Genomic DNA, 25,038 nt, shown 5'->3' on the forward strand with positions numbered 1-25,038 from the left:
GCGCCAGGAGCCGGGCCGCCCGGCTCCGCAGACCGGAGAAACCCATGGACATATCACCGACCTCAGCGACCAGCCCCCCACCCCGACCGACCAGGGCCGCCACCCGCGCCGGTGACCGGATCTTCCTCGCGCTCTCCCGCGGCTCCGGCGTCCTGCTCCTGGTGATCATGGCCGCGATCGCGGTCTTCCTCACCGTCCGCGCGGCCAACGCGATCTCCGAGGACGAGGGGAACTTCCTCACCACCTTCGCCTGGGACCCCAACTCCGCGCACCCGACCTTCGGCATCGCGGTCCTCGCCTTCGGCACCGTCGTCAGCTCGGTCATCGCGATGGCCATCGCCGTGCCGATCGCGGTCGGCATCGCGCTCTTCGTCTCGCACTACGCGCCGCGCCGCCTCGCGAGCCCGCTGGCCTTCGTCATCGACCTGCTGGCCGCCGTCCCGTCGATCGTCTACGGCCTGTGGGGTGCCCTGTTCCTCGTCCCCCACCTCAGCGGCGTCTATAGCTGGCTCGACGACTACTTCGGCTGGACCGGCGTCTTCTCCTACTCCGGCGGCCCGTCCCGGTCGATCTTCACCATCTCCATCCTGCTCGCGATCATGATCCTGCCGATCGTCACCAGCGTCAGCCGCGAGGTCTTCCTCCAGGCCCCGAAGACGCAGGAGGAGGCCGCGCTCGCGCTCGGCGCCACCCGCTGGGAAGTCATCCGGATGTCGGTCCTCCCCTTCGGCCGCTCCGGCGTCATCAGCGCCTCGATGCTCGGCCTCGGCCGCGCGCTCGGCGAGACGATGGCCGTCGCCACCGTGCTCTCCCCCGGCTTCGTGATCAACGCCAGCCTGCTGGAGCCCGGCGGCGGCACCTTCGCACAGAACATCGCCAGCAGCTTCAAGGAATCCGGTGAGCTGGGCAAGGACGCGCTGATCGCCTCCGGCCTGGTCCTGTTCGCACTGACCCTGCTGGTCAACGGCGCGGCCCGGATGATCATCTCGCGTCGCAAGGAGTACACGGCATGAGTGACGTGATCGTGGACCGGCCGACGGTCTCCGACAGCGCCCCGCTCCCCCCGGCCGGCCTGCACCGCCCGCGGCTCCCCCGCTGGGCCCCGGCCGTCGTCGCGGCCCTCGCCGTCGCCGCCGGCGTCGGGATCGGCCTCGGCGCCGGACTCAGCAGCCGCGCCCAGTGGGGCCTGATCGCCGCGATCCTCTTCGTGGCCGTCATGTACGCGGCCGCGGCCCGCGTCGAGGGCCTGCGCCAGGCCAAGGACCGCCTCGCCACCAGCCTGGTGTGGGTCTGCTTCCTGCTCGCCGTCGTCCCGCTCGTCTCCCTGCTCTGGGAGACCATCGCGCGCGGCATCAAGGTCCTCGACGGCGCCTTCCTCTCCCACTCCATGGCCGGCGTGCTCACCATCCAGCCCGGCGGCGGCGTCTACCACGCGATCATCGGCACCCTGGAACAGGTCGGCATCGCCACCGCCATCGCGGCCCCGATCGGCCTGCTGACCGCCATCTACCTGGTGGAGTACGGGCGCGGCAGGCTCGCGAAGGTCGTCACGTTCTTCGTGGACGTCATGACCGGCATCCCCTCCATCGTGGCCGGCCTGTTCATCCTGAGCCTGTGGATCATCATGCTGGACTTCAGCTACTCCGGCTTCGCCGGATCGATGGCCCTGGCCATCCTGATGATGCCGGTCGTGGTCCGCTCCACCGAGGAGATGCTCAAGCTCGTACCGAACGAACTGCGCGAGGCGTCCCTGGCCCTCGGCGTGCCGAAGTGGCGCACCATCCTCAAGGTCGTGCTGCCCACCGCGATCGGCGGCATCACCACCGGACTGATGCTCGCCATCGCCCGTATCGCCGGCGAGTCCGCCCCGATCGTGCTGCTGGTCTTCGGCTCCCAGGTGATCAACAACGACCCCTTCGAGGGCGCCCAGTCCTCCCTGCCGTACTACATCTACGAGCAGTGGGCGAACGGCAACGACGCCTCCTACGACCGCGCCTGGGCCGCCGCCCTCGTACTGATCGCCTTCGTCATGATCCTCAACCTGGTCGCACGCGCCATCGCGCGCTGGAAGGCCCCGAAGACCGGCCGCTGAGGCCATCCCGAAACGCGGCTCCGCGCAGCGGGGCCGGTCGCAGAAAAGAAGTGATTCACATGGCCAAGCGCATCGACGTCGGCGGCCTCAACGCGTACTACGGCGGCCACAAGGCCATCGAGGACATCTCGATGACCGTCGAGCCCCGCTCGGTGACCGCCTTCATCGGCCCCTCCGGCTGCGGAAAATCGACCTTCCTGCGCACCCTGAACCGGATGCACGAGGTCACCCCCGGCGGGCGCGTCGAGGGCAAGGTCCTCCTCGACGACGAGGACCTGTACGGGCACGGGGTCGACCCCGTCTCCGTACGCCGCACCATCGGCATGGTCTTCCAGCGCCCCAATCCCTTCCCGACCATGTCCATCTACGACAACGTCGCAGCCGGCCTGCGCCTCAACGGCCGCGTCCGCAAGTCCGAGCTGGACACCATCGTCGAGAAGTCCCTCAAGGGCGCCAACCTCTGGAAAGAGGTCAAGGACCGCCTCAACAAGCCCGGCGCCGGCCTCTCCGGCGGCCAGCAGCAGCGGCTGTGCATCGCCCGCGCCATCGCCGTCGAACCCCAGGTCCTGCTCATGGACGAGCCCTGCTCCGCGCTCGACCCCATATCCACCCTCGCCATCGAGGACCTGATGGGCGACCTCAAGGAGCGCTTCACCATCGTCATCGTCACCCACAACATGCAGCAGGCCGCCCGCGTCTCCGACCGCACCGCCTTCTTCAACCTCGCCGGCGTCGGCCAGCCCGGCAAACTCGTCGAAATCGACGAGACCGCGCGCATCTTCTCCAACCCCTCGGTCCAAGCCACCGAGGACTACATCTCCGGCCGCTTCGGCTGACCGCCCCGCCCCCACACACGTCGAGCGGTGCTGCATGGCGGTGCCACCGCAAGACGGGGCCCGCCCCTGCCCCGGGGCGGGCCCACCCCCACCACCCGGCCTGCGGCCGAAACTCACCCCCCGCCGGTCCAGCCCCTCGGGGGCCACCCCCGCGAGCCAGGGGCGAGGACAGAGGCCGCTCGTTTCCAGCCCCTCGGGGGGGCGCCTCCCAGCGGTAGCTAGGGCAGCTTGAGACACAAACGCCATCCCCATTCAGCCCGCCAGGGGGCACCTCCATGCGATAGCTGGGGCAGCTTGAGGCACGGACGTCAGCCCTATCCAGCCCGTCAGGGGGCACCTCCCAGCGATAGCTGGGGGAGTTTGAGGACCGGGGTCCGGGGCAGCGCCCCGAACGACCAACCCAGCCGCCGCCCAGGAACGAAACCCCTGGCCACCACAGCCCGTCAGGGGGCGCCTCCCAGCGATAGCTGGGACAGCTTGAGACACAAACGCCAGCCCTATCCAGCCCGTCAGGGGGCACCTCCCAGCGGTAGCTGGGGGAGTTTGAGGACCGGGGTCCGGGGCAGCGCCCCGCAAGTCCACCGGCCGTCACCCGAAAACGAACCCCGCCCACCCAAACCCAGGGCCAGGGTCCGGGCCGGCGGCCCGGCTAGCCGAAGGCCAGGTTCACGACCCAATAGCTAAGGGCGGCCACCAGCGCCGCTGCTGGCATCGTGATGAACCACCCCATAATGATGTTCTTCGCGACCCCCCACCGAACCGCCTTGACCCGCTTCGTCGCCCCCACACCCATAATCGCCGAAGTGATCACATGCGTAGTGGAGATCGGCGCGTGGAACATGAACGACGCGGTGTACATGACCGAAGCCGCCGTCGTCTCCGCCGCGAACCCTTGCGGCGGGTCCAGTTCGATGATCCGGCGCCCCAGCGTCCGCATGATGCGCCAGCCGCCCGCGTACGTACCGAGCGAGAGCATCAGCGCGCAGACGATCTTGACCCAGACCGGAATGGGGTCGCCCTCGTCCTCGACGCCGCCGATGACCAGGGCCATCACCACGATGCCCATCGTCTTCTGGGCGTCCTGAAGACCATGGCCAAGCGCCATACCGGCCGCCGAGACGGTCTGCGCGATGCGGAAGCCGCGCTTGGCCTTGTGCGGGTTGGACCCCTTGAAGATCCACAGGATGACGACCATCACGAAGTAGCCGAGAACGAGCCCCACGACCGGTGACAGGAACATCGGGAGAACGATCTTCTCCCAGACGCCCCACCAGTACACCGTGGAGGAGCCGGCCAGCGCCGCGCCCACCATTCCGCCGAAAAGCGCGTGGCTGGAAGACGACGGCAGGCCGAAATACCAGGTCGTCAGATTCCAGACAATCGCCCCGACCAGCGCGGCGAAGAGGATCATCATCCCCTGGCCGCCGGTCGGCGTGTCGATCAGTCCTTCGCTGACGGTCTTGGCGACCCCGCTGCCCAGAAAGGCGCCGGCGAGGTTCATCACCGCGGCCATCGCGAGGGCCGCGCGCGGGGTCAGCGCCCGCGTGGAGACCGAGGTCGCGATGGCGTTCGCGGAGTCGTGAAAGCCGTTCGTATACGTGAAGAAAAGCGCGACCCCGATGGTCACGACGAGGGCGAAGGTGTCCACCGGAGGTCAGGACTCCTTGACCGCGATGGTCTCGACGGTATTGGCGACGTGCTCGAAAGCGTCCGCCGCCTCCTCCAGTACGTCGACGATCTGCTTGAGCTTGAGCACGTCCATGGCGTCGTACTTGCCGTTGAACAGGTGCGCCAGGAGCTTGCGGTGGATCTGGTCCGCCTGGTTCTCCAGCCGGTTGACCTCGATCCAGTACTCGGTGAGGTTGCTCATGGTGCGCAGATTCGGCATGGCCTCGGCGGTGAGTTCCGCCGCCCGCGCGAGCACCTCGATCTGCTGCTCCACGCCCTTCGGCAACTTGTCGACCTGATAGAGAACGACCAGGTCGACGGCCTCTTCCATGAAATCCATGATGTCGTCGAGGCTCGACGCGAGGGTGTAGATGTCCTCACGGTCGAATGGCGTGATGAAAGAGGAGTTGAGCTGGTGGAAGATCGCGTGTGTCGCGTCGTCCCCGGCGTGCTCCGCTGCCCTCATCCGTTCGGCGATCTCGACCCGGGCGGAGGAATCCGCCCCGAGCAGTTCCATCAGGAGCTTCGAGCCCGTGACGATGTTGTCCGCGGAAGCGGAGAACATGTCGTAGAAGCTCGTCTCCCTGGGGGTCAGACGAAAGCGCACTGGGGGTCCTCGGGGTGCAGCGGATTCGGTCGACTTGATGCTAGGCGCATCATCAAGCCACGGCTAACTGGCATTCCATCAGTGTCGCCCATCGGGCAGAGTGCTCAGCAAGGGGTACCGCCCGGACGCTCCCGCCCCGGTGAAACGGGCAAAGTTCGGTATCATATACCCGGTGGGGGTATGAGGCCCATCCAGGACGACGGAGGACGCCATGACGAGTACGGAAGCCGCGCTGAACGGCGCCCCCGACGCGCCCGCCCCGACCGACGCCACCGCCGAGGCGCTCGCCACCGCCGACCATGACCGCGGGCCGCACGGCTACAGCCACCAGAAGGACCAGCACCGCAAGCGGCTGCGCCGGATCGAGGGCCAGATCCGCGGCCTCCAGCGCATGATCGACGAGGATGTCTACTGCATCGACATACTCACGCAGGTCTCCGCCAGCACCAAGGGGCTCCAGTCCTTCGCCCTCCAGCTCCTGGAGGAGCACCTGCGGCACTGCGTGGCGGACGCGGCCACGCGCGGCGGCGAGGAGATCGACGCCAAGGTGGCCGAGGCCACCGCCGCCATCGCCCGCCTGCTGCGCACCTGACCCCGCCGGGCCGGCCGGCCCCGGCCCGTACCGGCCGGACGCCACCTCTCCGTACGAGGCCACGCGCCCCGGCCCGTACCGGCCGGACGCCACCTCTCCGTACGAGGCCCGCGAAGACCGCGGGAACCACGCGCCCCGGCCCGCCCGCCACCGAGAGCGCGCTCACCGTCGAAACCGCGCTCACCACCGAAAACGCGCTCGTCGCGGGAAGCCCGGCGGGGCCGGGCCGAGCTTCCGTCACCGCCGGGAATCCGGCCCCTGCGCGGACTCGGGCCGCCGCTGCGGCACCACCCTCAGTACCTCGTCGATACGGTCCGGGCTGAGCCGTTCCTCGTCCGCGCTGGACGCCGCGATCATCAACTCGCCGTAGAGATCGATCTCGACGAGGGCGGCCACGGGGTCCGAGCCACCGGACGAGGGTCGACGCGAAACCACGGGTTCCACCTCCTTCTCCGATCGGCGACTCACCAGCGTACGGACCGCCGCGCACCCCGTGCATGGCACAGACGGACCATTTCGCCGAACCGCGCCGTCAGCCCGCGCCACAGCGCGCGCCCGCCCACGCCAACGCCCCGGAAACCCGCGCCCATACACCGGGAGCCCACGCCCGTGCACCGGAAACCCGTGCCGGCGCCCCGGAAACCCGCGTTAACGCACCGGAGAAACGACCTTCCCCGTATAGATGTCCGTGGCCGGAGGCAGCCGCACGGTCACTTTCGCCCCAAAGGCATACAGCTCCACCGTCGACGCCACATCCATCGCGCCCCGCCCGGCGTCCCGGAGGGTGAAGCGGTGCCGTACCTTCCGTAGCCGCCCCTGTTCGTCCAGGTAGGCGTCGCAGGCGACCGTACGGCCGAAGAACCCTTTCGCCGCCGCCGCCAGCGCCGCCCGCTGCCCGGCCGAGGCGGCCCGCGCCGCGCGCGCCAGGTCGCAGTCGCCCGTGAAATGCCGGACCGTCGCCCCGCCGGATCGCTCGCTGCCCGCGTACTCCACCCGGCGCGCACCGCGCAGCAGTTCGGCGGCGGCGAGCGGGTCCGTCGCCCCGTTCGCGACGAGATTTCCGTCACCGAGCGACCCGGTGGCCACCCGCACCCACTTCGCGTCGGGCACGCCCGCGCCGCGGTTCTTCATATACAGCGCGCCGGGCGCGAAGAGTTCGGTGATCGCCGGCCGCGGTGTGCCGGCCGGTGCCCCCGCCGCGCCCGGCACCGCGTCCCCCGGCGCCGGTACGCGCACCCGCAGCCGCCCCAGCGACTGTCCGAAGCCGTAGCCGCCGGTGCCCAGGATGGTCAGCCGGGTGCCGCCGCTGACCGTCTCCAGGTACGTACGGACCCGGGCCCCGCCCGCCTCGGCGAGCACATCGGCGGCGTGCCGCACGGCGGCGAGGGCCTCGCCCGGGCCCAGCCCGTCGGCCGCGCGGACGGCCGCGGCCTTGCCGTGGTCCCCGGCGGCGACGCCCGCCGAGCAGCCGGCCGTCGTCAGCAGTCCCGCCGCGATCCCGCCCGCCACGGCGGTGGCGACGACCGCGCCTCCGCGTCCTCGCTCCTGCACCACCATCGACGGCCGACCCCCTGGTCCCACTGGTCCCGCTGCGCCTGGACACCCGCCCCGTTCAACGACGGTTCCGGGGCCTCGTCACGGCCGGTAGCGTGGTCACGTGTCCGAACCGATCCCCCACGCCCACACCACGACCACCACGGAGAACGGCTCCTTCTGCATCGCCCGGTGCGCGTGCGGCTGGTACGGCCCGGCGCGCCGGGCCCGGGCGCGCGCCCGCGAGGACGCCGCCGCGCACCTGGTCGCGACAGGTGACGGAACCGCGCACCCGGGTAGGCCATCTGTCTGACCAGACGTGTCCGAGCGGCGCCATCGGCCACCGAGCGCCCGGACCACGGCCATCAGCACGGCATAGGGGGCAGGGACCACGATGGACAGGCGCAGACTGCTGGCCGCGGGAGCCGGACTGGCGGCGGGCGGCGCGTGGCTCACCGCGTGCAGCGGCGACGCGAGCCACGCCGCCCCCGACGGCAACGGCTCCTCCGCCGCCGGCCGCAAGCCGTCCAAACCGGCCGGCGGCAAGGCGGGCGACCCCGACTGGACCGCTCTCGGCAAAGGCCTCTCCGGCGATCTCATACGCCCTGACGACGCCGACTACGCCACCGCCCGCCAGCTCTACAACACCCGCTTCGACGGCCGGCGCCCGGCCGCCGTCGCCTACACCGCGGGCGCCTCCGACATCGCCGAGTGCCTGGCCTTCGCCCGCCGCCACGGCACCCCCGTCGCCATCCGCAACGGCGGCCACAGCTACGCCGGCTGGTCCAGCGGCGACGGGCGCCTGGTCATCGACGTCTCGCGGCTGAAGTCGGTCCGTACGACCTCCTCCACCACCGCCTCGATCGGCGCGGGCGCCAAGCTCATCGACGTCTACACGGGCCTCGCCGACCACGGCGTCACCATCCCCGGCGGCTCCTGCCCCACGGTCGGCATATCCGGCCTGACCCTCGGCGGCGGCCATGGCGTCGTCTCCCGCGCGTACGGCCTGACCTGCGACAGCCTCCTGGGCGCGACCATCATCACGCCCGACGGCAAGACGCTGGAGTGCGACGAGTCGCGCAACGCGGACCTGTTCTGGGCGCTGCGCGGCGCGGGCAACGGCAACTTCGGGGTCGTCACCGAGCTGCGGTTCCGTACCCGGCGGGCGGCGAGCGGGGCGACCGGCTATGTCTCCTTCCCCTGGTCGCGGGCGGCCGCGGTGCTGGACGCCTGGCAGAAGTGGGGGCCGGGCCAGCCTGACGAGATATGGACCGCGTGCGACCTGTCCGTGACGGCCGGTCAGGAGCCGCGGATAGCCGTCTCCGCCTTCACCATCGGCACGGCGGGCGACCTGCGCAACGCCATGGACCGCCTGGTCGAGGCGGCGGGCGGCGCCGCCGGGTCGGTGACGGTCTATCAGCACACCTATCTGGACACGATGCGCCGCTACGCGGGGTGCGGCACCAAGTCGGCCGACGAGTGCCATCTGCCCGGCAGCACGCCGGGCCGCCGGCCGAACGGGACGCTGGACCGCGAGACGTACGCGGCGCGCTCCGACTTCTTCGACCGGGAGCTGACGGCGGCGGGCCTGCGGACGCTGATCGACCAGTTCGCGCGGTACGGCCGGACCGCGGGCAGCGGAAAGGGGTCGGTCCAGCTCACGGCGCTGGGCGGGGCGATCAACCGGGTCAGGCCGCTGGCCACCGCCTTCGTCCACCGCCGCGCGCGGTTCCTGGCCCAGTACCTGACCTCGTGGCCGTCGGGCGGCTCCGGCTCCGCCCAGACGCCGTGGCTCGACGGCCTCCACTCCGCCATGCGCCGCTACGCCTCCGGCGCGGCCTATCAGAACTACGCCGACCCCGGCCTCAAGGACTGGCGCCGCGCCTACTACGGCGACGCCGCCGACCGCCTCACCAAGCTCAAGGCCCAGTACGACCCGGACCGCGTCCTGGACTTCCCGCAGGCCCTCTGACCGGGGCGGCCCTCCGCGCGCCGGCCGCGGGGCGGCGGCCGGCGTTACGCGGCGAGGTCGTTGTCGCGGCGGCGGGGTTCGGGCAGCTCCGCCTCGTCCGCCGGCCCGTCGGCCGGTGCGGGCTGCCGGGGCCGTACGAGCCGGCTCGCGCGCGAGTCCGCGAGCCGCGTCACCAGGGGGGTGAGGAGCATCATCGCGAGCGGCGCGAAGAGCAGCGCGACCGCCGTGCCGAGGGCGAAGCCGCCGATGACGTCCGTCGGGTAGTGGACGCCCATGTAGACGCGGCAGAAGCCTTCCAGCAGGGCCAGGGCGATGCCGGCCAGGCCGAACCGGCGGTTGGCGCAGAAGAGGCCGACGCCGACGGCCATCGTCAGCGTGGCGTGGTCGCTGACGAAGGAGAAGTCGGTCTTGCCCTTGACCAGGACCTCCAGGCCCTGATGCTCCATGAAGGGCCGCTGCCGCTGGACCAGGTCCCGGATGGGGATGTTGACGAGCAGCGCGAGCCCGGCGGCGAGCGGCGCCCAGAGGAGGCCGGCCACGGCGCCGGGCGCGTCCGGGCGCTTGCGCGCGCTCCACCAGGCGAAGACCATCAGCACGGCGAGGCCGATGACGATGCCGTACTCACCGGTGAACTCCATCACGCGGTCGAACCAGTGCGGGGCGTCCTTGGCGAAGCCGTTGATGTCATAGAGAACGCTGACGTCGGGGTTCGAGCCGTCCATCGCGAGTCCAGCCATCTGCCGCGGCCCCTTATCTTTCGCCTGTCACTACGTGCTGCTGTCTACCCCCGTGGTCGATAACGCCGGTAACAGCGCGCCGCGTGCCACTTCAATGGAACGTCACCGCACTGCCCGGCGTTCCGTTCTCCACTCAATGATCACCAGGACGTTACCGAAGGGTGACCCATCGTCGCAGCTCAGGGCAGGGCTTCTACGCGGCGTTAGGCTCGGGCAGCGCTTTCGCGCCATCGGCCGTCACGCGCGTCGCGCCGATGTAATCGGGTTTATCAATTTTGTCGTACCGAATCACCGCGCCGGTGTACGGGGCATTGATCATGTAACCGTCGCCGACGTACATCCCCACGTGGTGAATACTGCGCGGGTCGCTCAGGTCATTGGCGAAGAAAACGAGATCTCCCGGCATCAGCTCGTCCCGTTTCGGATGCGCCCCCGCGTTCCACTGGTCGTTCGCGACGCGCGGCAGCTCGATGCCCACCGAGTGGTACGCGGCCTTCGTCAGCCCCGAGCAGTCGAACCGACCGCCCTGATCCGCCGTGCCGTTGCCGCCCCACAGATACGGCGTACCGAGCACCTTCTGCGCGAAGTAGATCGCGCCGGCCGCCTGCTGGGACGGGGCGACCCGGCCGACCGGCTTCGCGAAGCTCTTCGCCAGCGTGCGGATCGTCTTCACATAGCCCTGGGTCTCCTGGTAGGGCGGCACCCCGGCATTCTTGATCACCGCGTACGCGCCCGCGTTGTACGAGGCCAGCATGTTGTCCGCGAGGTCGCCCGGCACGTTCTTCACGTACTTGGCCAGATCGCAGTCGTACGCCGCCGCCGACGGAATCGCGTCCTCCGGGTTCCAGATGTCCTTCTTGCCGTCGCCGTTGCCGTCTATCGCGTGCGTCTCCCACGTGCCGGGGATGAACTGCGCTATCCCCAACGCGTTGGCCGGACTCACGGCCCGCGGATTCCAGCCGCTCTCCGAATAGAGCTGCGCCGCCAGCAGCGGAGGGCTCAGCGCCGGGCAGAGATTGCCCCACTTCTCCACCAACTGCTGGTACTGCGCCGGGACCGCGCCCTTCGCCAGCCCCACGGCGCCGGCCGTGCCGCCGCCCATCAGGTTCGAGGCGGCCGAATAGACGCCCACGACCAGCAGGCCCACCAGACAAAGGCACAGCCCGATACCGATGCTGACGCCCAGCCAGATCTTTCGCACCCCGCCGGCCTCCCCTACCCGCCCACCCACGAATCCGTCGTTCCGCACGGTACGGCCACCCGGCCCCACCTGGCGAGACCGCCTCGGCGGACTCCTCTATGGTGAGTGCCCGGGCAGGACCGGACACCGCACAAGGGGGCACAGTGACGGAGCTCAACTGGCAGCAGGCCACCGACGGCACCGAGAAGGAGTTCCTGGAGGTCGCCTTCGGCGACGACGGCAACGTCTATCTGCGCGAGAACCTCAAGCCCGACGAGATCGTCATCACCACCCGCGCCAAGTGGGACGCCTTCGTCCTCGGCGTCAAGGCGGGCGAGTTCGACCACTTCGTCGAGGACTGCCCCACCGAGGGCTGAGGCACCGGACGACGCCGGACCGAAAGGGCTCGGGCCGAAAAACGCCGAGCTGGACAGCGCCCGGCCGGAAGGCGCCGGGCCGGAAGGCGTCGGGCCGAGGGCGGTGGCCGCACCGCGGGCCGCCCTCCTCTCCCCCGGCGCGCCGTCGACGCCGATGCCGCTGCCGATGTCGATGTCGCTGCCGATCGGGGCGGCTCCGCTCATCGGTTCGCGCCGCCCTGGCCCGAGCCGCCCGGCGCGTCCGTCGACACCGCCTCGGGGCCCTGCGAGCCCGTGACGTCCGGGCCGAACAAGGACGCGCCGACGATCATCGCCGCCACGAAGGCCACCCCGCCCGCGACCACGCCGAACAGCACCTTGTGCCGGCGCAGCCGCGCCCGTAGCGCACCGAGCCCGCTCACGGCCGGCGCGCCCCGGCCGCCACCCCCGCCCGTACCGCCTCTGGGCACAGCGGCCCGGACCGCGCCTCTGCCGCCGCCCACGCCTCTGCCGCCGCTCCCACCGCGGGCCGGCGCGCTCCGGCCCGCCGAGCGCCCCGCCGCGCTCCGGTGCCCGGTCGCCGGCAGCGCGTACGTCGTCAGCGACTCCCTCTCCGGGGCCAGGGCCGGGGCGGGGGCGACCACGGGCGCCGGGGCGGGCACGGGCAGGGGCTGCGGGGTGTCGCGCCAGGAGCCGCTGCCGAACCAGTCGGCCGCCTCCTGCGCCGTCGGCCGGTCCTCCGGCCGCTTGGCCAGCATTCGCAGCAGATACTCCTCGAAGGCGCTGGGCAGCCCGCCGCAGTACTGCCGCGGCGGCACCGGCTCGGAGTCCACGTGCTGGTAGAGCAGGGCGGTGGGGGTGTCGGCCCAGAACGGCGGCTGGCCCACCAGGAGCTGGTAGAGCACGCACCCGAGCGCGTACACATCGGAGCCCGGGCCCGCCGCCCGGCCGAGGGCGCGCTCCGGCGCGAGGTAGGTGCTCGTGCCGACGATCTGGCCCGCGCTGGTCAGCCCGGCCGAGGTCTCGTCGACGAACCGGGCGATGCCGAAGTCGCCTATCTTGAGCGTGCCGTCGGCGTCGGTCATCAGGTTTCCCGGCTTCACGTCCCGGTGCACGACGCCCTGGCGGTGCGCCGCCGCCAGCCCGGCGGCGGCCTGGGCCGCGATGTCGGCCACCCGGGCCGGGGCGAGCGCGCCGCCCGCGGCCGACGACAGCTCCTGCGCCAGGCTGGGCCCCTGCACCAACTCCATGACCAGATAGAAGCGCCCGTCCCAGGCCCCGAAGTCGTAGACCCCGACGACCTGATGGTGATTGAGCCGCGCCGCGGTCTGCGCCTCCATGCGGAACCGCATGGCCGCCGATTCGTCGCCGTCGTTGCCCAGCAGCAGCTTGACCGCGACCTGACGGCCCAGCACCTCGTCGGAGGCCCGCCAGACTTCGCCCATTCCGCCGCGCCCGAGCAGATCTCCCAACCGGTACCGATCGGCAACCAGCACCCGTACCATCCTCGATCTCGTTGCGTCCCGAGCGTGGGCGGGACGCGGTGAACGCGTTACATCCTCTCGACGGCCGCAGGGCGCAGCGCATATGAGGGAGACCGCCACAGGGTACCCACCGAACACCCGGTCGTCGGAACATCGGCATCGGCCCCCACCTCGGCGATCATTGCTCGGCGTCAATACGCGTGGTACACAGAGTGACGATAGGCCACCCCACTGACAACGCCGTGCATCGCGAACGGGGGCGGAGTGATCAGCGGCACGTGCGAGTCCGGCAAAAAATGACGCCAAGTCGACATGCGTTGGCGGCATTGTCGGCGAAGATAGGGCCTGACCTTCGCCACCGCGGCGAAGGGCGCGAGCAACTACCCATAAGGGGCGGTGAGTTACATATGCTTCTGGCGGCCAAAAAGGGCGACATCAACACCATTATTGGCGGAATCGCCCCGAACTGGGGCCCGTTCGGCACCCTGGGCAATGAGGCCCGCATCATGGTCGAGGTCGTGATGGCCGTCGCCATCCTGCTGTGCCTGGGCATCGCGATCTGGGGCGCCGCGAAGCAGCGGATCGGCGCGACGGCGCTGCGCGACACCTTCAGCGCGGAACAGGGCAAGGGGCTGATCGTCGCCGGGCTCACCGGTGTGTTCATCATCGGATCGCTGGGCACTCTGTTCACGATCGTCTACGGAATGGCCGTCTGACCCCCGCGCGTACCCTCGGCACCACACGCCCCACCCCACCCCCACCTCACCACCGCCGCGCATCGTCCCCGCGCAGACTCTTCTCCCCCGTCCCCGAGACCCCACAAGTCCCACCCCCCGCACCAGAGGCTGCCTGCTGATGCCCACTCACCCCTCCCCGCCCGCAACCCCTTCCGCGCCGCTACCGTCATATAGGGGCAGCCTGTCACCGACGACGTTTGAGGGGGCTTACGCGCTATGAGTCTCGACGGCGACGACGGCTACGGCAGTGGCGGTGACCACGGCAGAGGCGGCAGAGCGGGCAGGGGCCGGGGCAACCCCGACGACCAGGGCCGCCCGACCCGTACCCGGCTGCCCGAGGGCGAGGGCGACCCCTACGACGGGCCCCGGCGCGGCGGCCGTACGGGCGTCACCAGCCGCAATCTGATGACCGTCGTCGGCGTCGTGGTGCTCCTCGTCGCCGCCATCGCCTTCGCCAACCGCGGCGGCGGCAACGACGGCGGCGGCAGCGGCAAGGCCGCCGACAAGAGCACCGGCGCCCAGGCCACGGCCCCCACCGGCGTCAAGCCCGTGGACGGCAAGAACAACGGCATCGCCAAGGGCTTCGCCCACACCGAGCAGGGCGCGCAGAGCGCCGCCGCCAACTACGCGGTGGCGCTCAGCTCCGACGCCATGTTCCGCGCCGAGACCCGCCACCGCATCGTCGCCGCCGTCTACGCCCCCGAGGTCGTCACCGCCCGGCAGGGCGACTACGACCAGGCGTACTCGGGCGAACGGGCCGTCAAGATCGGTCTCAAGGCCGACGGCACCGCCCCGTCCGGCCTCACCTTCGTCTCCCGCACCAACCCGGCGGGCACCAAGGCGACCGCCTACAAGGACGACACCGCGACCGTCGCGGTCTGGTACTCCACGCTCTTCGGCCTGGCCGGCGAGAGCTCGAAGAACCCCGTCTCCGAGGGCTGGTACACCAGCACCTTCCAACTCAAGTGGGTCGGCGACGACTGGAAGGTGACGGCCTTCTCGCAGAAGGACGGGCCGACGCCGGTCGGCCGCGACCAGGCCGCCTCCTCGGCCAAGGACATGTCCGACGCTGTGCAAGGTTTCGGAGGGTTCACCTATGCCCGGTAAACGCCGCCGACCGAACCGCGCCCTGACGATCGCCGGAGCGCTGACCGCGCTCCAGACGACCGCGGTCCTGCTGTCGGCCAGGGCCTTCGCCGCCCCCACCCCGCCCCCGACCCCGGGCGGGACCCCCGGAGCGACCGGCGGCCCCTCCCCCAGCCCGTCGAAGGAAACCTGCGAGTTCCTGATGGGCTCGCTGAAGAAGAGCTGCGAGGACCGGAAGGGCGGCGCCCCCTCCGGCCCCAGCGCCCCCTCCAGCCCCCTCGACCCCCTGTCGTCCCTCGCCAAGGGGTGCGGAGACGCCGCCGCCTGGATCGTCGGCAAGCTCTCCGACGCCGTGAAGTCCACCGCCAACATCGACTTCACCAACAGCGACTTCCTGCGCCAGTACGCCGTCGTCTTCGCGGCCTCCACCGTCCTGACCCTCGTCCTGTGGCTGCTGGCCGTCGCCAAGCGCGCCGTGCGCGGAGTCCCCTTCACCGAGGCGCTGACCGAGGCCATCGGCTTCCTGTGGCTCACGGTCCTGGCCTCCGCGTTCACCCCGCTGATCCTCTACACCGTGGTGTCCGCGACCGACGCCGTCACCGACGTCATCGCCAAGGGCACCGGGGCCGACAACGACGCCTTCTTCGGCGGCTTCGCGAGCGCCCTCAAGAAGGGCCAGGACATCGGCGGCGGCCCGATCATGCTGATCGTCGTCTCCCTCGTCTCCGTGCTGGCCGCGGGCGTCCTCTGGCTGGAGCTGGTCATCCGCGCCGCACTCCTGTACGTGGGCGCGCTGCTGGGCACCGCCGTCTACGCGGGCCTGGTCGACAAGAACATGTGGGGCCACGTCCGCCGCTGGGCGGGCATCATGATCGCGGTGATCCTCGTCAAACCGATCATCGTGGTCGTCCTGGGCCTCGCCGGCGCGCTGTCCGGCGGCGACGGGCCCAACGCCATATCCGCCGTCGTCTCGGGCCTCGCCATCATCATCCTCGCCATCTTCGCGAGCGCGATGATCTACCGCTTCGTCCCCGGCTTCGGCGACGAGATCATCAACAGCCGCAGCGCCAGCAGGGACCCCGCGTCCCGCCAGGCCGCCGCCGTGATCTCCTCACCGGCCGCCCTCGTCAAGCAGGGCATCACCACGCACAGCACCCGCGGCTCCGACGGCGGCGGGGGCGGCGGAGGCGGCGGCCAGCAGGCCAAGCCCGCCAACCCCGTATCGGGCGGCGTCGCCGCCCACAGCGCCCGCGGCGGCGGCACGGGAAACGCGGCGAACAAGACCCCCACCCCCGCACCCCGCACGCAGGACAGCGGCGCCGGCAAGACCCCAGGAGGTGACGGGCGTTGACGACCCAGTCGCAGGCCCAGCCGATCGCACCACGCCGTACGTATCTGATCGGCCGCGCCCGCCCCAACGCCGTCGTCGGCAAGAACCGCGAGACCGGCGAGATCGCGCTGATCATCGCGGGCGCGTTCCTCGGCATGATGTGCGGCCTCCTCGTGCCGATCCTGCCGCTGCGCATCGCGACCCTCACCGGCTTCCCGATGCTGGCGCTCGCCGCCGTCTACGTCCCGTACAAGAACCGCACCTTCTACAAGTGGTTCGAGATCAACCGCTCGTTCAAGCGCACCCTGCGCCGCGGCGCGACCTACCGCTCCGCCGTCATCGAGGCCGGCACCTCCCTCGACGGCCGGGAGGTCGAGGTCGGCCCGCCGCCCGGCGTCGGCCGCATCAACTGGCTGTCCGCGCCCTTCGGTCCGGACGAGATCGCCGTCCTGCTCCACGCCGACCGGCGCACCGTCACCGCCGCCATCGAGATCGAGGGCCCCGGCGTCGGACTGCGCGACAGCGAGGACCAGGAGGCGCTCGTCGACCGGTTCGGGACGCTGCTCAAGCACGTCGCCAACGGGGACGGCTTCGTCACCCGCATCCAGATGCTGGCCCGTACGCTCCCCGCCGACCCCGACGCGCACGCCAAGGACGTCGAGCGGCGCGGCTCCGACAAGGCGCCGCAGTGGCTCCAGGACTCCTACGACCAGCTCCAGTCCATGGTGTCCACCTCCTCCGAGCAGCACCGCGCGTACCTCGTCGCCTGCATGCATTTCACTCGCGAACTCGCGGCCGAGGCCAACGCCATGGCACGTGCCTCCCGCCACGAGGCCGGCAAGCGGCGCCTCGACCGGGACGCCGGGCTCGCCGTCGTCATGGCCCGCGAGCTGACCGACATCTGCGCGCGCCTCGCCGAGGCCGACATCCGGGTCCGCCAGCCGCTCGGCCAGGGCCGGCTCGCCTCGCTCGTGCACTCCATGTACGACCCGGACCACCCCATCGACCACATCCAGGCGATGAGCAAGCGCAACGCCTGGCCCGCCGAACTCGACGCCATGGAGCCGACGTACCTCCAGGCGAAGACCCGCGAGTCCGCCACGCGCGCGCCCTGGTGCCACTCCACGGCCTGGGTCAAGGAGTGGCCGATGACGCCCGTAGGCGTCAACTTCCTCGCCCCGTTGCTGGTGCACACGCCCGACGTGATCCGCACCGTCGCGGTCTGCATGGACCTGGAGCCCACCGACCTCGCCATCGAGCGGATGCTCACGGAGAAGACCAACGACGACGCCGAAGCGTCCCGGCAGGCCAAGATGAACCGCGTCGTGGACCCCCGCGACAGCGCCCACCACGTCCGCGTCGACCAGCGCGGCGAGGACCTGGCGAGCGGCGCGGCCGGCGTCAACCTGGTCGGCTACATCACCGTCTCCTCCCGGTCACCCGAGGCGCTCGCCCGCGACAAGCGGACGATCCGGGCGTCGGCGGGCAAGAGCTATCTCAAGCTGGAGTGGTGCGACCGCGAGCACCACCGGGCCTTCGTCAACACGCTGCCGTTCGCGACCGGCATCCGACGATAGGGGCATGCCGTGCTCGATCCGCTCGCCGCGGTGACCGAGGCGTTCACCAGCTTCCTCTTCGGAAAGGTGGAGACGACCCGGCTGCCCGTACGGACCTCCACCGGCCAGGCCCAGGCCGTCTACCTGCCCACCGCCGCGCCCGGCCTGGGCGACTCGGGCGTGATCATCGGCCGCGAGGTCTACAGCGGCAAGGGGTATATCTACGACCCCTTCCAGCTCTACGGGCAGCAGCTCCCCGCCCCGCACTGGCTGGTGCTCGGCGAGTCCGGCAACGGCAAGTCGGCGCTGGAGAAGACGTACGTCCTGCGCCAGCTCCGGTTCCGCGACCGCCAGGTCGTCGTGCTCGACGCGCAGGGCGAGGACGGCGTGGGCGAATGGAACCTCATCGCCGAGGAGCTGGGCATCACCCCCGTCCGGCTCGACCCGATGGCCGCCCTCAGCGGCGGCATCCGCCTCAACCCCCTCGACCCCTCGATCACCACCACCGGCCAGCTCGCCCTGCTCCGCACGATCATCGAGGTCGCGATGGGCCACGGGCTCGACGAGCGCGCCGGCTTCGCCCTCAAGGTCGCGCACTCCCACGTCAACGAGACGATCACGGACCGGCAGCCGGTGCTGGCCGACATCGTCGAGCGGCTGCGCCACCCCGAGGCGGAGTCCGCGGAGGCGATGAACGTCGACATAGACGACGTACGGGCGTGGGGCCTGGACGTCGCGCTGGTCCTGGACCGGCTGGTCGACGGCGACCTGCGCGGCATGTTCGACGGCCCGACGTCGGCGGGCATCGACCTGGACGCCCCGCTGATCGTCTTCGACCTCTCGCACATCGACCGCAACTCCATCGCCATGCCGATCCTGATGGCCATCGTGGGCGTCTGGCTGGAGCACACCTGGATCCGCCCCGACCGGAAGAAGCGGATCTTCCTGGTCGAGGAGGCGTGGCACATCATCAACTCGCCGTTCGTCGCCCAGCTCTTCCAGCGGCTGCTGAAGTTCGGCCGCCGCCTCGGCCTCTCCTTCGTCGCCGTCGTCCACCACCTCTCCGACGTGGTCGACGGCTCGGCCGCGCGCGAGGCCGCCGCGATCCTGAAGATGGCCTCCACCCGCACCGTCTACGCCCAGAAGGCCGACGAGGCACGGGCCACCGGGCTGGTCCTGGGGCTGCCGCGGTGGGCGGTCGAGATCATCCCGACGCTCACCCCCGGCATCGCGGTATGGGACGTCAACGGCAACGTACAGGTCGTCAAACACCTGATCACCGAGGCGGAACGGCCGCTCGTCTACACCGACCGGGCCATGACGGAGGACGGCCTGGCCCTGGAACTGGCGGCGGAGGCCGAGGCGGCGGAGCGGACGGCCGCCGCGATGGAAGAACGGCTCGCGGACGAGGCGTACGGCTCGTCGGAGCCGACGGTGGCCTGAGATGACGCCCACAGGACCCATGGGACCCATCGGAGACACCGGCCCCTCGGCCCCCAGGCAGAGACGCGACGGCCAGCGGGGCATCCCGGACGGCCTGCTGGTCGGCACGCTGGCGTTCCTGCTGGGACTGACGGTGCTGGTCTGGACGAGCACCGGGCTCGCGGCCCTCTTCGCCCACGGCGCCTGGCCCGACGGCGTCACCTTCACGCGCACCCCGATGGCCCTGCGCCGCCTCCTGACCTCCCCGCACGACCTCGCCACCGCCTGGCCGGACGCCCCGCACGACGCCCTCTCCGGGTACGGGCTGTTCTGGGGCGTCCTCATCAGCGAGCTGATGCTGCTGACCGTGCTGACGATCTTCGTGATGGGGACGTACGCGCGCTGGAAGGCGGTACGGAAGGCGCGCCGCCTGGCGAGGGCGGCGGAGGGGGCGCCTGACGCATCGGGTACGTCGGGCGCTTCGGGTGCGTCAGCTCCTTCCGACACCTCAGCCGCTACGGGCGCGACTGCTGTTCCGGGTGTTACGGGCGTGCCTTCCACTACGGGCACGACGGCCGCGTACGAGGCGGCTCCGTACGGGCAGGCCGGGCCCCCGGGCGCACCCGCGTCCGTACCCCCACCCGCACCCGGTCCGTACGCATCCGGAGCGGCGGCGATGCCGACCCCGGCGGAGCCGACCGGCCCCCGAACCACCCCAGCCGCTCCCGTTGTCCCCGTCCCGGCGTCCTCCGCCGAGCCCCCGGCCGACGGCGGCCTCCCCTGGCCGGCGGCCGTGCCCGGCCCCCGTGGCGCCGCCACCCCGGCCGGCCTCCGCTACGGGCTCTCGCACGGCGACGCCGCCATGCTCGCCGTGCTCGAAGCCCCCGGTCCCGTCCTCGTCGTCACCAGCGACCCCGGCCTGTGGGCCGACACCAAGGACTCGCGCGCCAAGCTCGGACCGACGCACGCCTTCGACCCGAGCCATCTCCTCGACACCCCGGACCGGCTGCGCTGGAACCCCGCCGAGGGCTGCGAGTCCCGCGAGACGGCCGCCGCCCGCGCCGCCGCCCTCCTCGCGCCCGTACGGCCCGCGAGCTCCCTCGACTCCGCGACCGCGGAGGCCGCCGAGACGCTGCTGCGCTGCTGGCTGCACGCCGCCGCCGTGGGCGGCCGGCCCTTCCGGCTCGTACACCGCTGGGCCCAGGGCAACAGCGCGCACGAGCCCGTACGCGTCCTGCGCACCGACCCGAAGGCGGCGAGCGGCGCGGCCGGCGAGCTGGAGGCCACGCTCACCGGGCACCCGGACCGCCGCGACCGCGCGCAGGAGCTGGTGGTGCGCGCCCTGGCGGCGCTCTCCTCGATCCATATCCGCGACGCGTGCAACGCCCATCGCGCGGATTCGCTCGCTCTGGAGTCATTCATCGCCGAAACGGGCACGCTTTACGTTGTGGGTGAGGCGATTGAGGACCCTCGTACGCATCCGGGTGCGATGCCCCTGCTGACCGCACTCACCGCGAGCGTGGTCGAGCACGGCCGGAGCGTGGCCGAACGGTCACCCGCCGGTCGGCTCGACCCACCACTGACCTGCGTGCTCGACGATGTCGCCGCCGTCGCCCCGCTGCCCGCCCTGCCGGAGCTGCTCGCCGACGGCGCGGCGAAGGGGCTCGTGACGCTCGCCCTGATGCGCTCCGAGGAGCAGGCCCGCGCCCGGTGGCCGCACCGCTCCCTCACGAGGTAGCCCCGGCGCCGCCCCCGACCCCTCCGATCCCCGCGAACGCCGCCGCGGTGATCTTCCCGACGGCCGGGTTCACCGCGTCACCCTTCGCGTCGGTGGAGTTGACCGAGTAGACGAGCGTGCGGCGAAGATCGCTGGTCGCCGCGATGCCCGCGTTGTAGCCGTAGCGTGCGCCGGACTTGCCCCACACCTTCGTGCCGTCCGGCAGCTTGCTCAGGGTCAGCCCGCTGGAGTGGACGGCGTCCTTGTCCTTCGCCCCGTACTGCTTCACCGGCGGCACGCTGAACATGAGCTTCAGCTCCTGCTGGGGCACGACTTCGCCGCTGAACAGCGCCGTCATGAAGCGCTCCAGGTCACCGGCGGTCGAGATGAGGTCGCCGGAGGCCCAGGTGATGGACTGGTTCCAGTCGGTCACGTCCATGAGGCGCGTACGGCCGACTTTGTCAGGCTTGCCGGTATTGGTCGGCTTGGTCGGCTTGGTCGGCTTTACGGTCACCGTCTGGTAGCCGTGGGTGTGGCGGCCGTGGATCTTCGGGTCGTTGCCGGGGCTGTACGTGCCGCTCAGCCCCAGCGGCTCGATGATCCGCTCCCGCACCTGCCGTTCGTACGAGCTGTGCGTGACCTTCTCGATCAGCAGCCCCAGCACGTTGTAGTCGAGATTGGAGTAGTCCTGCGCGGTGCCCGGCTTGAACTTCATGTCCTGCCGGACGGCCAGCTCGACCAACTGCCGGTGGCCCCAGGTCGTGAAGCGGTGCGCCTTCAGCCACCCGAAGTCGGAGGGCAGGGCCGGGCTCGGCAGACCGCTCGTGTAGTTGAGGAGCTGCGCGACCGTGATGTCCGGATAGCTCGCCGGCAGCAGGCCGGGCAGGTACCGCTGGACGGTGCCGTCGAGCGACAGCCGCCCCTCGTGGACCAGTTGGAGGACCACGGCGGCCGTGAACGTCTTGGTGACGCTGCCCACGCGGAACCGCTCGTCCCCCACGGCCGCGGCGTGCGTCCGCCGGTCCCGCTCGCCCGCCGCGCCATGCCAGCTCCCGTCCCCGCCGCCTACGCGCACGAGCGCGGCCGTGGAGTCCGCGTCCGGCAGCCCGGCTATCGCGGCCTTGAGCGCGGCGGCGTCCGGGGGCGTGCGGTCCGCGGCCCGCCGCGCCTCCTGTGCGGTCTGCGCTGCCTGCGCCGTCCGCGCGCCCCGTGCGCCGCCCTGTCCGACGGGCGCGGCCTGCGCGGAAGCGGCGGCCGGTGCGATGAGGGCCAGGCCCAGGACGGTGACGAGGGCGGCGGTGTTTCTCTTGTGGTGCCTGTGGTGCGTACGGCTGCGGCGCATGCGGGGACTCCTCGGTGCGGAACGGTTTCTGCGGTCGGAACCATCCTGTTCACCGCGCCCGCCCGGCGGATCGCCGGAGCGAGGGAACTCCCGGACCGCCGGCCTCCCTCCCGCGAGGGAGTCACGGCCGGCGCCCGCCCCCGAGAACACCGGGAGGACCGGGAGGACCGGAAGCGGACGCCCCCGGAGTGATCAGCCCCGTCTCGTACGCGCAGACCACGGCCTGTGCCCGGTCCCGCAGCCCCAGCTTCGTCAGCACGTTGCTCACATGCGTCTTCACCGTGTGCGCGCTCACCACCAGTTCGGCCGCCAGCTCCGCGTTGGTCAGCCCGCGGCCGAGGAGCGCGAGCGTCTCACGCTCCCGCGATGTCAGCACGTCCAGCATCCGGTCGGCCCCCGGGCCGGGGCGCGGGCCGCGGGCCGCGCAGTCCGCCACGAGCCGCCGGGCGACGGACGGCGCGAGCAGGGAGTCGCCCTCGACGGCGACCCGGACCGCGTGCACCAGGTCCGCCCGCCGTACGTCCTTGAGCAGGAAGCCGCTCGCGCCCGCGCGCAGCCCCTCGTACACGTACTCGTCCTCGTCGAAGGTGGTCAGCATGACCGCTTTGCACCGGGTCTCCGCGCACACCACGCGCGCCGCCTCGATGCCGTCCATGCGCGGCATCCGGACGTCGAGCAGCACCACGTCGGCGTCGTGCCGCCGCACCGCAGCGACCGCCTCGACGCCGTCCCCGGCCTCCGCGACCACCTCGATGTCCGGCTGCGCGGCCAGGATCATGGCGAAGCCGCCGCGCACCAGTTCCTGGTCGTCGGCCACGACCACCCGGATCGTCATCCCCGTACCTCCACCGGGGAGGAGATCACGAGGGGGAGGCGGACGGCAACGACGAAGCCGCGACCGCCCGGTCCGGGGCCGGCGGTCGCCTCGCCGCCGTGGGCCGCGGCCCGTTCCCGGATGCCGATCAGCCCTTGCCCCGTACGCCCCGTGCCTCCCGGAGCGGCGCCGGACAGCCGAGGGCCGACGCTCCCGCCCCCGCCGCCGTCGGTGACGGTGATCGTGAGCCGGTCCGCCGACCAGTCCAGCCGTACGGTCGCGGTGGCGGCGTCCGCGTGCTTCAGCACGTTCGTCAGCGCCTCCTGCACCACCCGGTAGGCCGTCACCTGCACATCGGCCGGCGGGTCCGCGGCCTCGCCGGCCGTCTCCACGGCGACCTCCAGCCCCGTACGGCGCACCTGTTCCACCAGCCCCGGCAGGTCGGAGAGGGAGGGCTGCGGGGCGCGGCCCGTACCCGGCTCGTCCTTCAGGACGCCGAGCATCCTGCGCAACTGCGCCATCGCGTCCCGGCCCGCGCCCGCGATGGCGTCGAACGCCGCCTCCGCCCGGTCCGGATCGGACCGTACGGCCACGGGTCCGGCCTCGGCCTGCACCACCATCACGCTGACGGCGTGCGCCAGCACGTCGTGCATCTCCCGCGCGATACGGGCGCGTTCCCGCTCCGCCGCCCGCTCGGCCGCCGCCCGGCGCGCCCGCTCCGCCGCCTCCGCCCGCTGCTCCACGGCCGCGGTGTACGCCTGCCGGACCCGAGTCAGCGCGCCCAGCGCGTACGCCGCCGCGAACACGAAGGCGGCGAAAAGGTACTCGCGGGCCGTGTTGGTGTGCAGCGCCGTCCCCACCGTGACCAGCGGCAGGCTCAGCAGCAGCGTGGCGCCGCGCTGCCGCGGCCCCGCCTGCGCGGCGACGGTGAACACCGCGACGAGCGGGCTGTACGCGAGCGGCTGGCCGGGCCCGTCCAGCGGTACGTACGCGAACTCGGCCAGCACGATGGCCAGCAGCACGGTGAACGGCGCCCGGCTCCGCCACAGCAGCGGGAGCACCGACAGCGTCGTCACGCCGTACGCCGCCCAGGTGGCCGGGGGGACATCCGCGGCGCGCGGCGACACGAAGGGGATCGTGACCGCCGCCTGCACGATCGCGGTGACCACCGCGTCGACGACCCACGGCCTGGCCGGCCCGGCCCGGAGCCGGGTGCGCCGCGACACCCGCGCCCACCACCCCGGCAGCCCCGCCCGCCCCAGCACGCGCATCCGCCACGCCACACCGGACGATGCCGTCCCGCCGCCCCCGTTCACCCCACCCATCGCGCCGGTCACGCCTCCGGCCGCGGCAGCGCCATCTCGTACTCCCGCTCCCCCGGCCGGCCCGGCATGTCCGGAGTCCTCCCCGTCGGCTCGAAGCCGAGCTTGCGGTAGAAGCCCAGCGCCCGGAGGTTCTGCTGGTGGACGTGGAGCCGTACGCGCTCCACTCGCGGGTCCGCGAGGGACCAGGACCACTCGACCCCCGCCCGTACCAACTCCCGCGCGAGGCCCGTGCCCCGGTGCTCAGGGCGTACGTAGACGCCGATGAGCTGCGTCTGCGGGACGGTCGGGGCGCCGCCGAAGATGTGCTGCGCGTCCGGCCCGTCCGGCTTCTCGACCTGGGCGGTCACCGACCCCACCCACTCCCCCGCCGGGCTCTCGGCGACGAAGGTGAGCGCGGTCTCGCCCGCGGCGGTGTCGCGGGCGCGCTCCTGCCAGTAGCCGTCGGGCCGGGCCCGCGCCTCGGCGAGGGTGGTGACGAAGGCGACGGCCGCGGCGGGATCGGCGAGGGCGGCCAGCCGCAGCGCCTTGCTCTCGGCCCACTCGTGGGCACGTATGGGTCTGATGGTGTACTCCATCAGCAGATAGTCACCCGCCACCCCCGCCACAGCCAACCCGATACCCTCCGCTTCCCGCTCCCCCACTCCCCACTCCC

General features: G+C 71.8%; 24 protein-coding genes. 13 read left to right on the forward strand and 11 right to left on the reverse strand.

Going from position 1 to position 25,038, the window contains the following annotated elements:
* The first annotated feature begins 44 nt into the window (after nucleotides 1–44).
* Genes pstC through pstB form a run of 3 tightly spaced genes read left to right on the forward strand, consistent with a single transcriptional unit; the run spans nucleotide 45 to nucleotide 2,928 of the window.
* Entirely contained in the window at nucleotides 45–1,013 is a 969-nt protein-coding gene (gene pstC / locus IF55_RS11080; protein WP_030892266.1) for a phosphate ABC transporter permease subunit PstC, read from the forward strand.
* Nucleotides 1,010–2,092 carry a phosphate ABC transporter permease PstA gene (gene pstA / locus IF55_RS11085; RefSeq protein ID WP_030892268.1) on the forward strand — a complete coding sequence of 361 codons (1,083 nt, stop codon included), beginning with the start codon at nucleotides 1,010–1,012 and terminating at the stop codon, nucleotides 2,090–2,092. Before pstC ends, pstA begins: the two co-directional genes overlap by 4 nt.
* A 59-nt stretch (nucleotides 2,093–2,151) precedes the next feature.
* Nucleotides 2,152–2,928: a phosphate ABC transporter ATP-binding protein PstB gene (pstB, locus tag IF55_RS11090; protein ID WP_030892270.1), complete on the forward strand. Its 777-nt coding sequence runs from the start codon at nucleotides 2,152–2,154 to the stop codon at nucleotides 2,926–2,928.
* A gap of 649 nt (nucleotides 2,929–3,577) precedes the next feature.
* Here pstB and IF55_RS11095 read toward each other — a convergent pair.
* Together IF55_RS11095 and IF55_RS11100 are read right to left on the reverse strand one after the other, a co-directional pair.
* Nucleotides 3,578–4,576, reverse strand: a complete 999-nt coding sequence (locus IF55_RS11095; RefSeq protein WP_030892272.1) for an inorganic phosphate transporter — start codon at nucleotides 4,574–4,576, stop codon at nucleotides 3,578–3,580.
* A 6-nt stretch (nucleotides 4,577–4,582) separates the two neighbouring features.
* A complete protein-coding gene (locus tag IF55_RS11100; RefSeq protein WP_030892276.1) occupies nucleotides 4,583–5,203 on the reverse strand; it encodes a DUF47 domain-containing protein in 621 nt (206 codons plus the stop codon).
* A gap of 211 nt (nucleotides 5,204–5,414) precedes the next feature.
* Here IF55_RS11100 and IF55_RS11105 point away from each other — a divergent pair, with 211 nt between their 5' ends.
* Nucleotides 5,415–5,795, forward strand: a complete 381-nt coding sequence (locus tag IF55_RS11105) for a metal-sensitive transcriptional regulator (protein WP_030892278.1) — start codon at nucleotides 5,415–5,417, stop codon at nucleotides 5,793–5,795.
* Between the two features lie 237 nt (nucleotides 5,796–6,032).
* Here the strand turns inward: IF55_RS11105 and IF55_RS11110 are convergent, their stop codons facing one another.
* Both IF55_RS11110 and IF55_RS11115 read right to left on the reverse strand, forming a co-directional pair.
* On the reverse strand, nucleotides 6,033–6,230 hold the full coding sequence (locus IF55_RS11110; protein ID WP_030892282.1) for a hypothetical protein: 198 nt from the start codon (nucleotides 6,228–6,230) through the stop codon (nucleotides 6,033–6,035).
* Between the two features lie 213 nt (nucleotides 6,231–6,443).
* The gene (locus IF55_RS11115; protein ID WP_030892285.1) at nucleotides 6,444–7,352 is read right to left on the reverse strand and encodes an SCO4651 family lipoprotein; all 909 of its coding nucleotides are present in this window, start codon (nucleotides 7,350–7,352) and stop codon (nucleotides 6,444–6,446) included.
* Nucleotides 7,353–7,452: 100 nt separating this feature from the next.
* Here IF55_RS11115 and IF55_RS37015 point away from each other — a divergent pair, with 100 nt between their 5' ends.
* Nucleotides 7,453–7,641: a hypothetical protein gene (locus IF55_RS37015; RefSeq protein ID WP_078644108.1), complete on the forward strand. Its 189-nt coding sequence runs from the start codon at nucleotides 7,453–7,455 to the stop codon at nucleotides 7,639–7,641.
* A gap of 81 nt (nucleotides 7,642–7,722) precedes the next feature.
* On the forward strand, nucleotides 7,723–9,300 hold the full coding sequence (locus IF55_RS11120) for an FAD-binding oxidoreductase (protein ID WP_030892288.1): 1,578 nt from the start codon (nucleotides 7,723–7,725) through the stop codon (nucleotides 9,298–9,300).
* A 44-nt stretch (nucleotides 9,301–9,344) separates the two neighbouring features.
* On the opposite strand, the gene IF55_RS11125 is transcribed toward IF55_RS11120, so the two are convergent.
* Nucleotides 9,345–10,037 carry a phosphatase PAP2 family protein gene (locus IF55_RS11125; protein ID WP_030892291.1) on the reverse strand — a complete coding sequence of 231 codons (693 nt, stop codon included), beginning with the start codon at nucleotides 10,035–10,037 and terminating at the stop codon, nucleotides 9,345–9,347.
* Between the two features lie 193 nt (nucleotides 10,038–10,230).
* Entirely contained in the window at nucleotides 10,231–11,238 is a 1,008-nt protein-coding gene (locus IF55_RS11130) for a C40 family peptidase (protein ID WP_030892294.1), read from the reverse strand.
* Nucleotides 11,239–11,381: 143 nt separating this feature from the next.
* Here IF55_RS11130 and IF55_RS11135 point away from each other — a divergent pair, with 143 nt between their 5' ends.
* Nucleotides 11,382–11,594 carry a DUF397 domain-containing protein gene (locus tag IF55_RS11135; RefSeq protein ID WP_037967317.1) on the forward strand — a complete coding sequence of 71 codons (213 nt, stop codon included), beginning with the start codon at nucleotides 11,382–11,384 and terminating at the stop codon, nucleotides 11,592–11,594.
* 200 nt (nucleotides 11,595–11,794) lie between these two features.
* Here IF55_RS11135 and IF55_RS11140 read toward each other — a convergent pair whose 3' ends face one another.
* Nucleotides 11,795–13,069: a serine/threonine-protein kinase gene (locus IF55_RS11140; RefSeq protein ID WP_211269972.1), complete on the reverse strand. Its 1,275-nt coding sequence runs from the start codon at nucleotides 13,067–13,069 to the stop codon at nucleotides 11,795–11,797.
* Between the two features lie 395 nt (nucleotides 13,070–13,464).
* On the opposite strand from IF55_RS11140, the gene IF55_RS11145 reads away from it, so the two are divergent.
* From IF55_RS11145 to IF55_RS11170, 6 genes are all read left to right on the forward strand, one after another.
* Nucleotides 13,465–13,773, forward strand: a complete 309-nt coding sequence (locus IF55_RS11145; RefSeq protein WP_030892303.1) for a hypothetical protein — start codon at nucleotides 13,465–13,467, stop codon at nucleotides 13,771–13,773.
* A gap of 237 nt (nucleotides 13,774–14,010) precedes the next feature.
* On the forward strand, nucleotides 14,011–14,901 hold the full coding sequence (locus IF55_RS11150) for a DUF8175 domain-containg protein (protein ID WP_030892304.1): 891 nt from the start codon (nucleotides 14,011–14,013) through the stop codon (nucleotides 14,899–14,901).
* Entirely contained in the window at nucleotides 14,891–16,231 is a 1,341-nt protein-coding gene (locus tag IF55_RS11155) for a hypothetical protein (RefSeq protein WP_030892306.1), read from the forward strand. The genes IF55_RS11150 and IF55_RS11155 overlap by 11 nt, the downstream gene beginning before the upstream one ends.
* Nucleotides 16,228–17,787 carry an SCO6880 family protein gene (locus IF55_RS11160; RefSeq protein ID WP_030892308.1) on the forward strand — a complete coding sequence of 520 codons (1,560 nt, stop codon included), beginning with the start codon at nucleotides 16,228–16,230 and terminating at the stop codon, nucleotides 17,785–17,787. The genes IF55_RS11155 and IF55_RS11160 overlap by 4 nt, the downstream gene beginning before the upstream one ends.
* Nucleotides 17,788–17,796: 9 nt before the next feature.
* Nucleotides 17,797–19,209 carry an ATP-binding protein gene (locus IF55_RS11165; RefSeq protein WP_030892310.1) on the forward strand — a complete coding sequence of 471 codons (1,413 nt, stop codon included), beginning with the start codon at nucleotides 17,797–17,799 and terminating at the stop codon, nucleotides 19,207–19,209.
* 19 nt (nucleotides 19,210–19,228) lie between these two features.
* Nucleotides 19,229–20,926: a hypothetical protein gene (locus IF55_RS11170; protein ID WP_030892313.1), complete on the forward strand. Its 1,698-nt coding sequence runs from the start codon at nucleotides 19,229–19,231 to the stop codon at nucleotides 20,924–20,926.
* On the opposite strand, the gene IF55_RS11175 is transcribed toward IF55_RS11170, so the two are convergent.
* The 4 genes from IF55_RS11175 to IF55_RS11190 all read right to left on the reverse strand — a co-directional run bounded on the left by IF55_RS11175 (nucleotide 20,916) and on the right by IF55_RS11190 (nucleotide 24,961).
* Entirely contained in the window at nucleotides 20,916–22,247 is a 1,332-nt protein-coding gene (locus IF55_RS11175; RefSeq protein ID WP_051776249.1) for a serine hydrolase domain-containing protein, read from the reverse strand. The two genes, IF55_RS11170 and IF55_RS11175, sit on opposite strands and share 11 nt — an antisense overlap.
* Nucleotides 22,248–22,368: 121 nt before the next feature.
* Nucleotides 22,369–23,082: a response regulator gene (locus IF55_RS11180; RefSeq protein WP_030892318.1), complete on the reverse strand. Its 714-nt coding sequence runs from the start codon at nucleotides 23,080–23,082 to the stop codon at nucleotides 22,369–22,371.
* Nucleotides 23,079–24,386: a sensor histidine kinase gene (locus tag IF55_RS11185; RefSeq protein WP_245661150.1), complete on the reverse strand. Its 1,308-nt coding sequence runs from the start codon at nucleotides 24,384–24,386 to the stop codon at nucleotides 23,079–23,081. The genes IF55_RS11180 and IF55_RS11185 overlap by 4 nt, the downstream gene beginning before the upstream one ends.
* Nucleotides 24,387–24,394: 8 nt before the next feature.
* The gene (locus IF55_RS11190; protein WP_030892324.1) at nucleotides 24,395–24,961 is read right to left on the reverse strand and encodes a GNAT family N-acetyltransferase; all 567 of its coding nucleotides are present in this window, start codon (nucleotides 24,959–24,961) and stop codon (nucleotides 24,395–24,397) included.
* Between the last annotated feature and the right edge of the window lie 77 nt (nucleotides 24,962–25,038).

This window comes from Streptomyces varsoviensis, from assembly GCF_000718635.1.
Lineage (GTDB): Bacteria > Actinomycetota > Actinomycetes > Streptomycetales > Streptomycetaceae > Streptomyces > Streptomyces varsoviensis.

What these genes read in the sequence shown, in the direction of transcription:
- pstC (WP_030892266.1), top strand. Translation starts at nt 45, where the DNA reads ATGGACATATCACCGACCTCAGCGACCAGCCCCCCACCCCGACCGACC.
- pstA (WP_030892268.1), top strand. Translation starts at nt 1,010, where the DNA reads ATGAGTGACGTGATCGTGGACCGGCCGACGGTCTCCGACAGCGCCCCG.
- pstB (WP_030892270.1), top strand. Translation starts at nt 2,152, where the DNA reads ATGGCCAAGCGCATCGACGTCGGCGGCCTCAACGCGTACTACGGCGGC.
- IF55_RS11105 (WP_030892278.1), top strand. Translation starts at nt 5,415, where the DNA reads ATGACGAGTACGGAAGCCGCGCTGAACGGCGCCCCCGACGCGCCCGCC.
- IF55_RS11115 (WP_030892285.1), bottom strand. Translation starts at nt 7,352, where the DNA reads ATGGTGGTGCAGGAGCGAGGACGCGGAGGCGCGGTCGTCGCCACCGCC.
- IF55_RS11120 (WP_030892288.1), top strand. Translation starts at nt 7,723, where the DNA reads ATGGACAGGCGCAGACTGCTGGCCGCGGGAGCCGGACTGGCGGCGGGC.
- IF55_RS11125 (WP_030892291.1), bottom strand. Translation starts at nt 10,037, where the DNA reads ATGGCTGGACTCGCGATGGACGGCTCGAACCCCGACGTCAGCGTTCTC.
- IF55_RS11145 (WP_030892303.1), top strand. Translation starts at nt 13,465, where the DNA reads ATGCTTCTGGCGGCCAAAAAGGGCGACATCAACACCATTATTGGCGGA.
- IF55_RS11150 (WP_030892304.1), top strand. Translation starts at nt 14,011, where the DNA reads ATGAGTCTCGACGGCGACGACGGCTACGGCAGTGGCGGTGACCACGGC.
- IF55_RS11155 (WP_030892306.1), top strand. Translation starts at nt 14,891, where the DNA reads ATGCCCGGTAAACGCCGCCGACCGAACCGCGCCCTGACGATCGCCGGA.
- IF55_RS11170 (WP_030892313.1), top strand. Translation starts at nt 19,229, where the DNA reads ATGGGACCCATCGGAGACACCGGCCCCTCGGCCCCCAGGCAGAGACGC.
- IF55_RS11175 (WP_051776249.1), bottom strand. Translation starts at nt 22,247, where the DNA reads ATGCGCCGCAGCCGTACGCACCACAGGCACCACAAGAGAAACACCGCC.
- IF55_RS11180 (WP_030892318.1), bottom strand. Translation starts at nt 23,082, where the DNA reads ATGACGATCCGGGTGGTCGTGGCCGACGACCAGGAACTGGTGCGCGGC.
- IF55_RS11185 (WP_245661150.1), bottom strand. Translation starts at nt 24,386, where the DNA reads ATGGGTGGGGTGAACGGGGGCGGCGGGACGGCATCGTCCGGTGTGGCG.
- IF55_RS11190 (WP_030892324.1), bottom strand. Translation starts at nt 24,961, where the DNA reads ATGGAGTACACCATCAGACCCATACGTGCCCACGAGTGGGCCGAGAGC.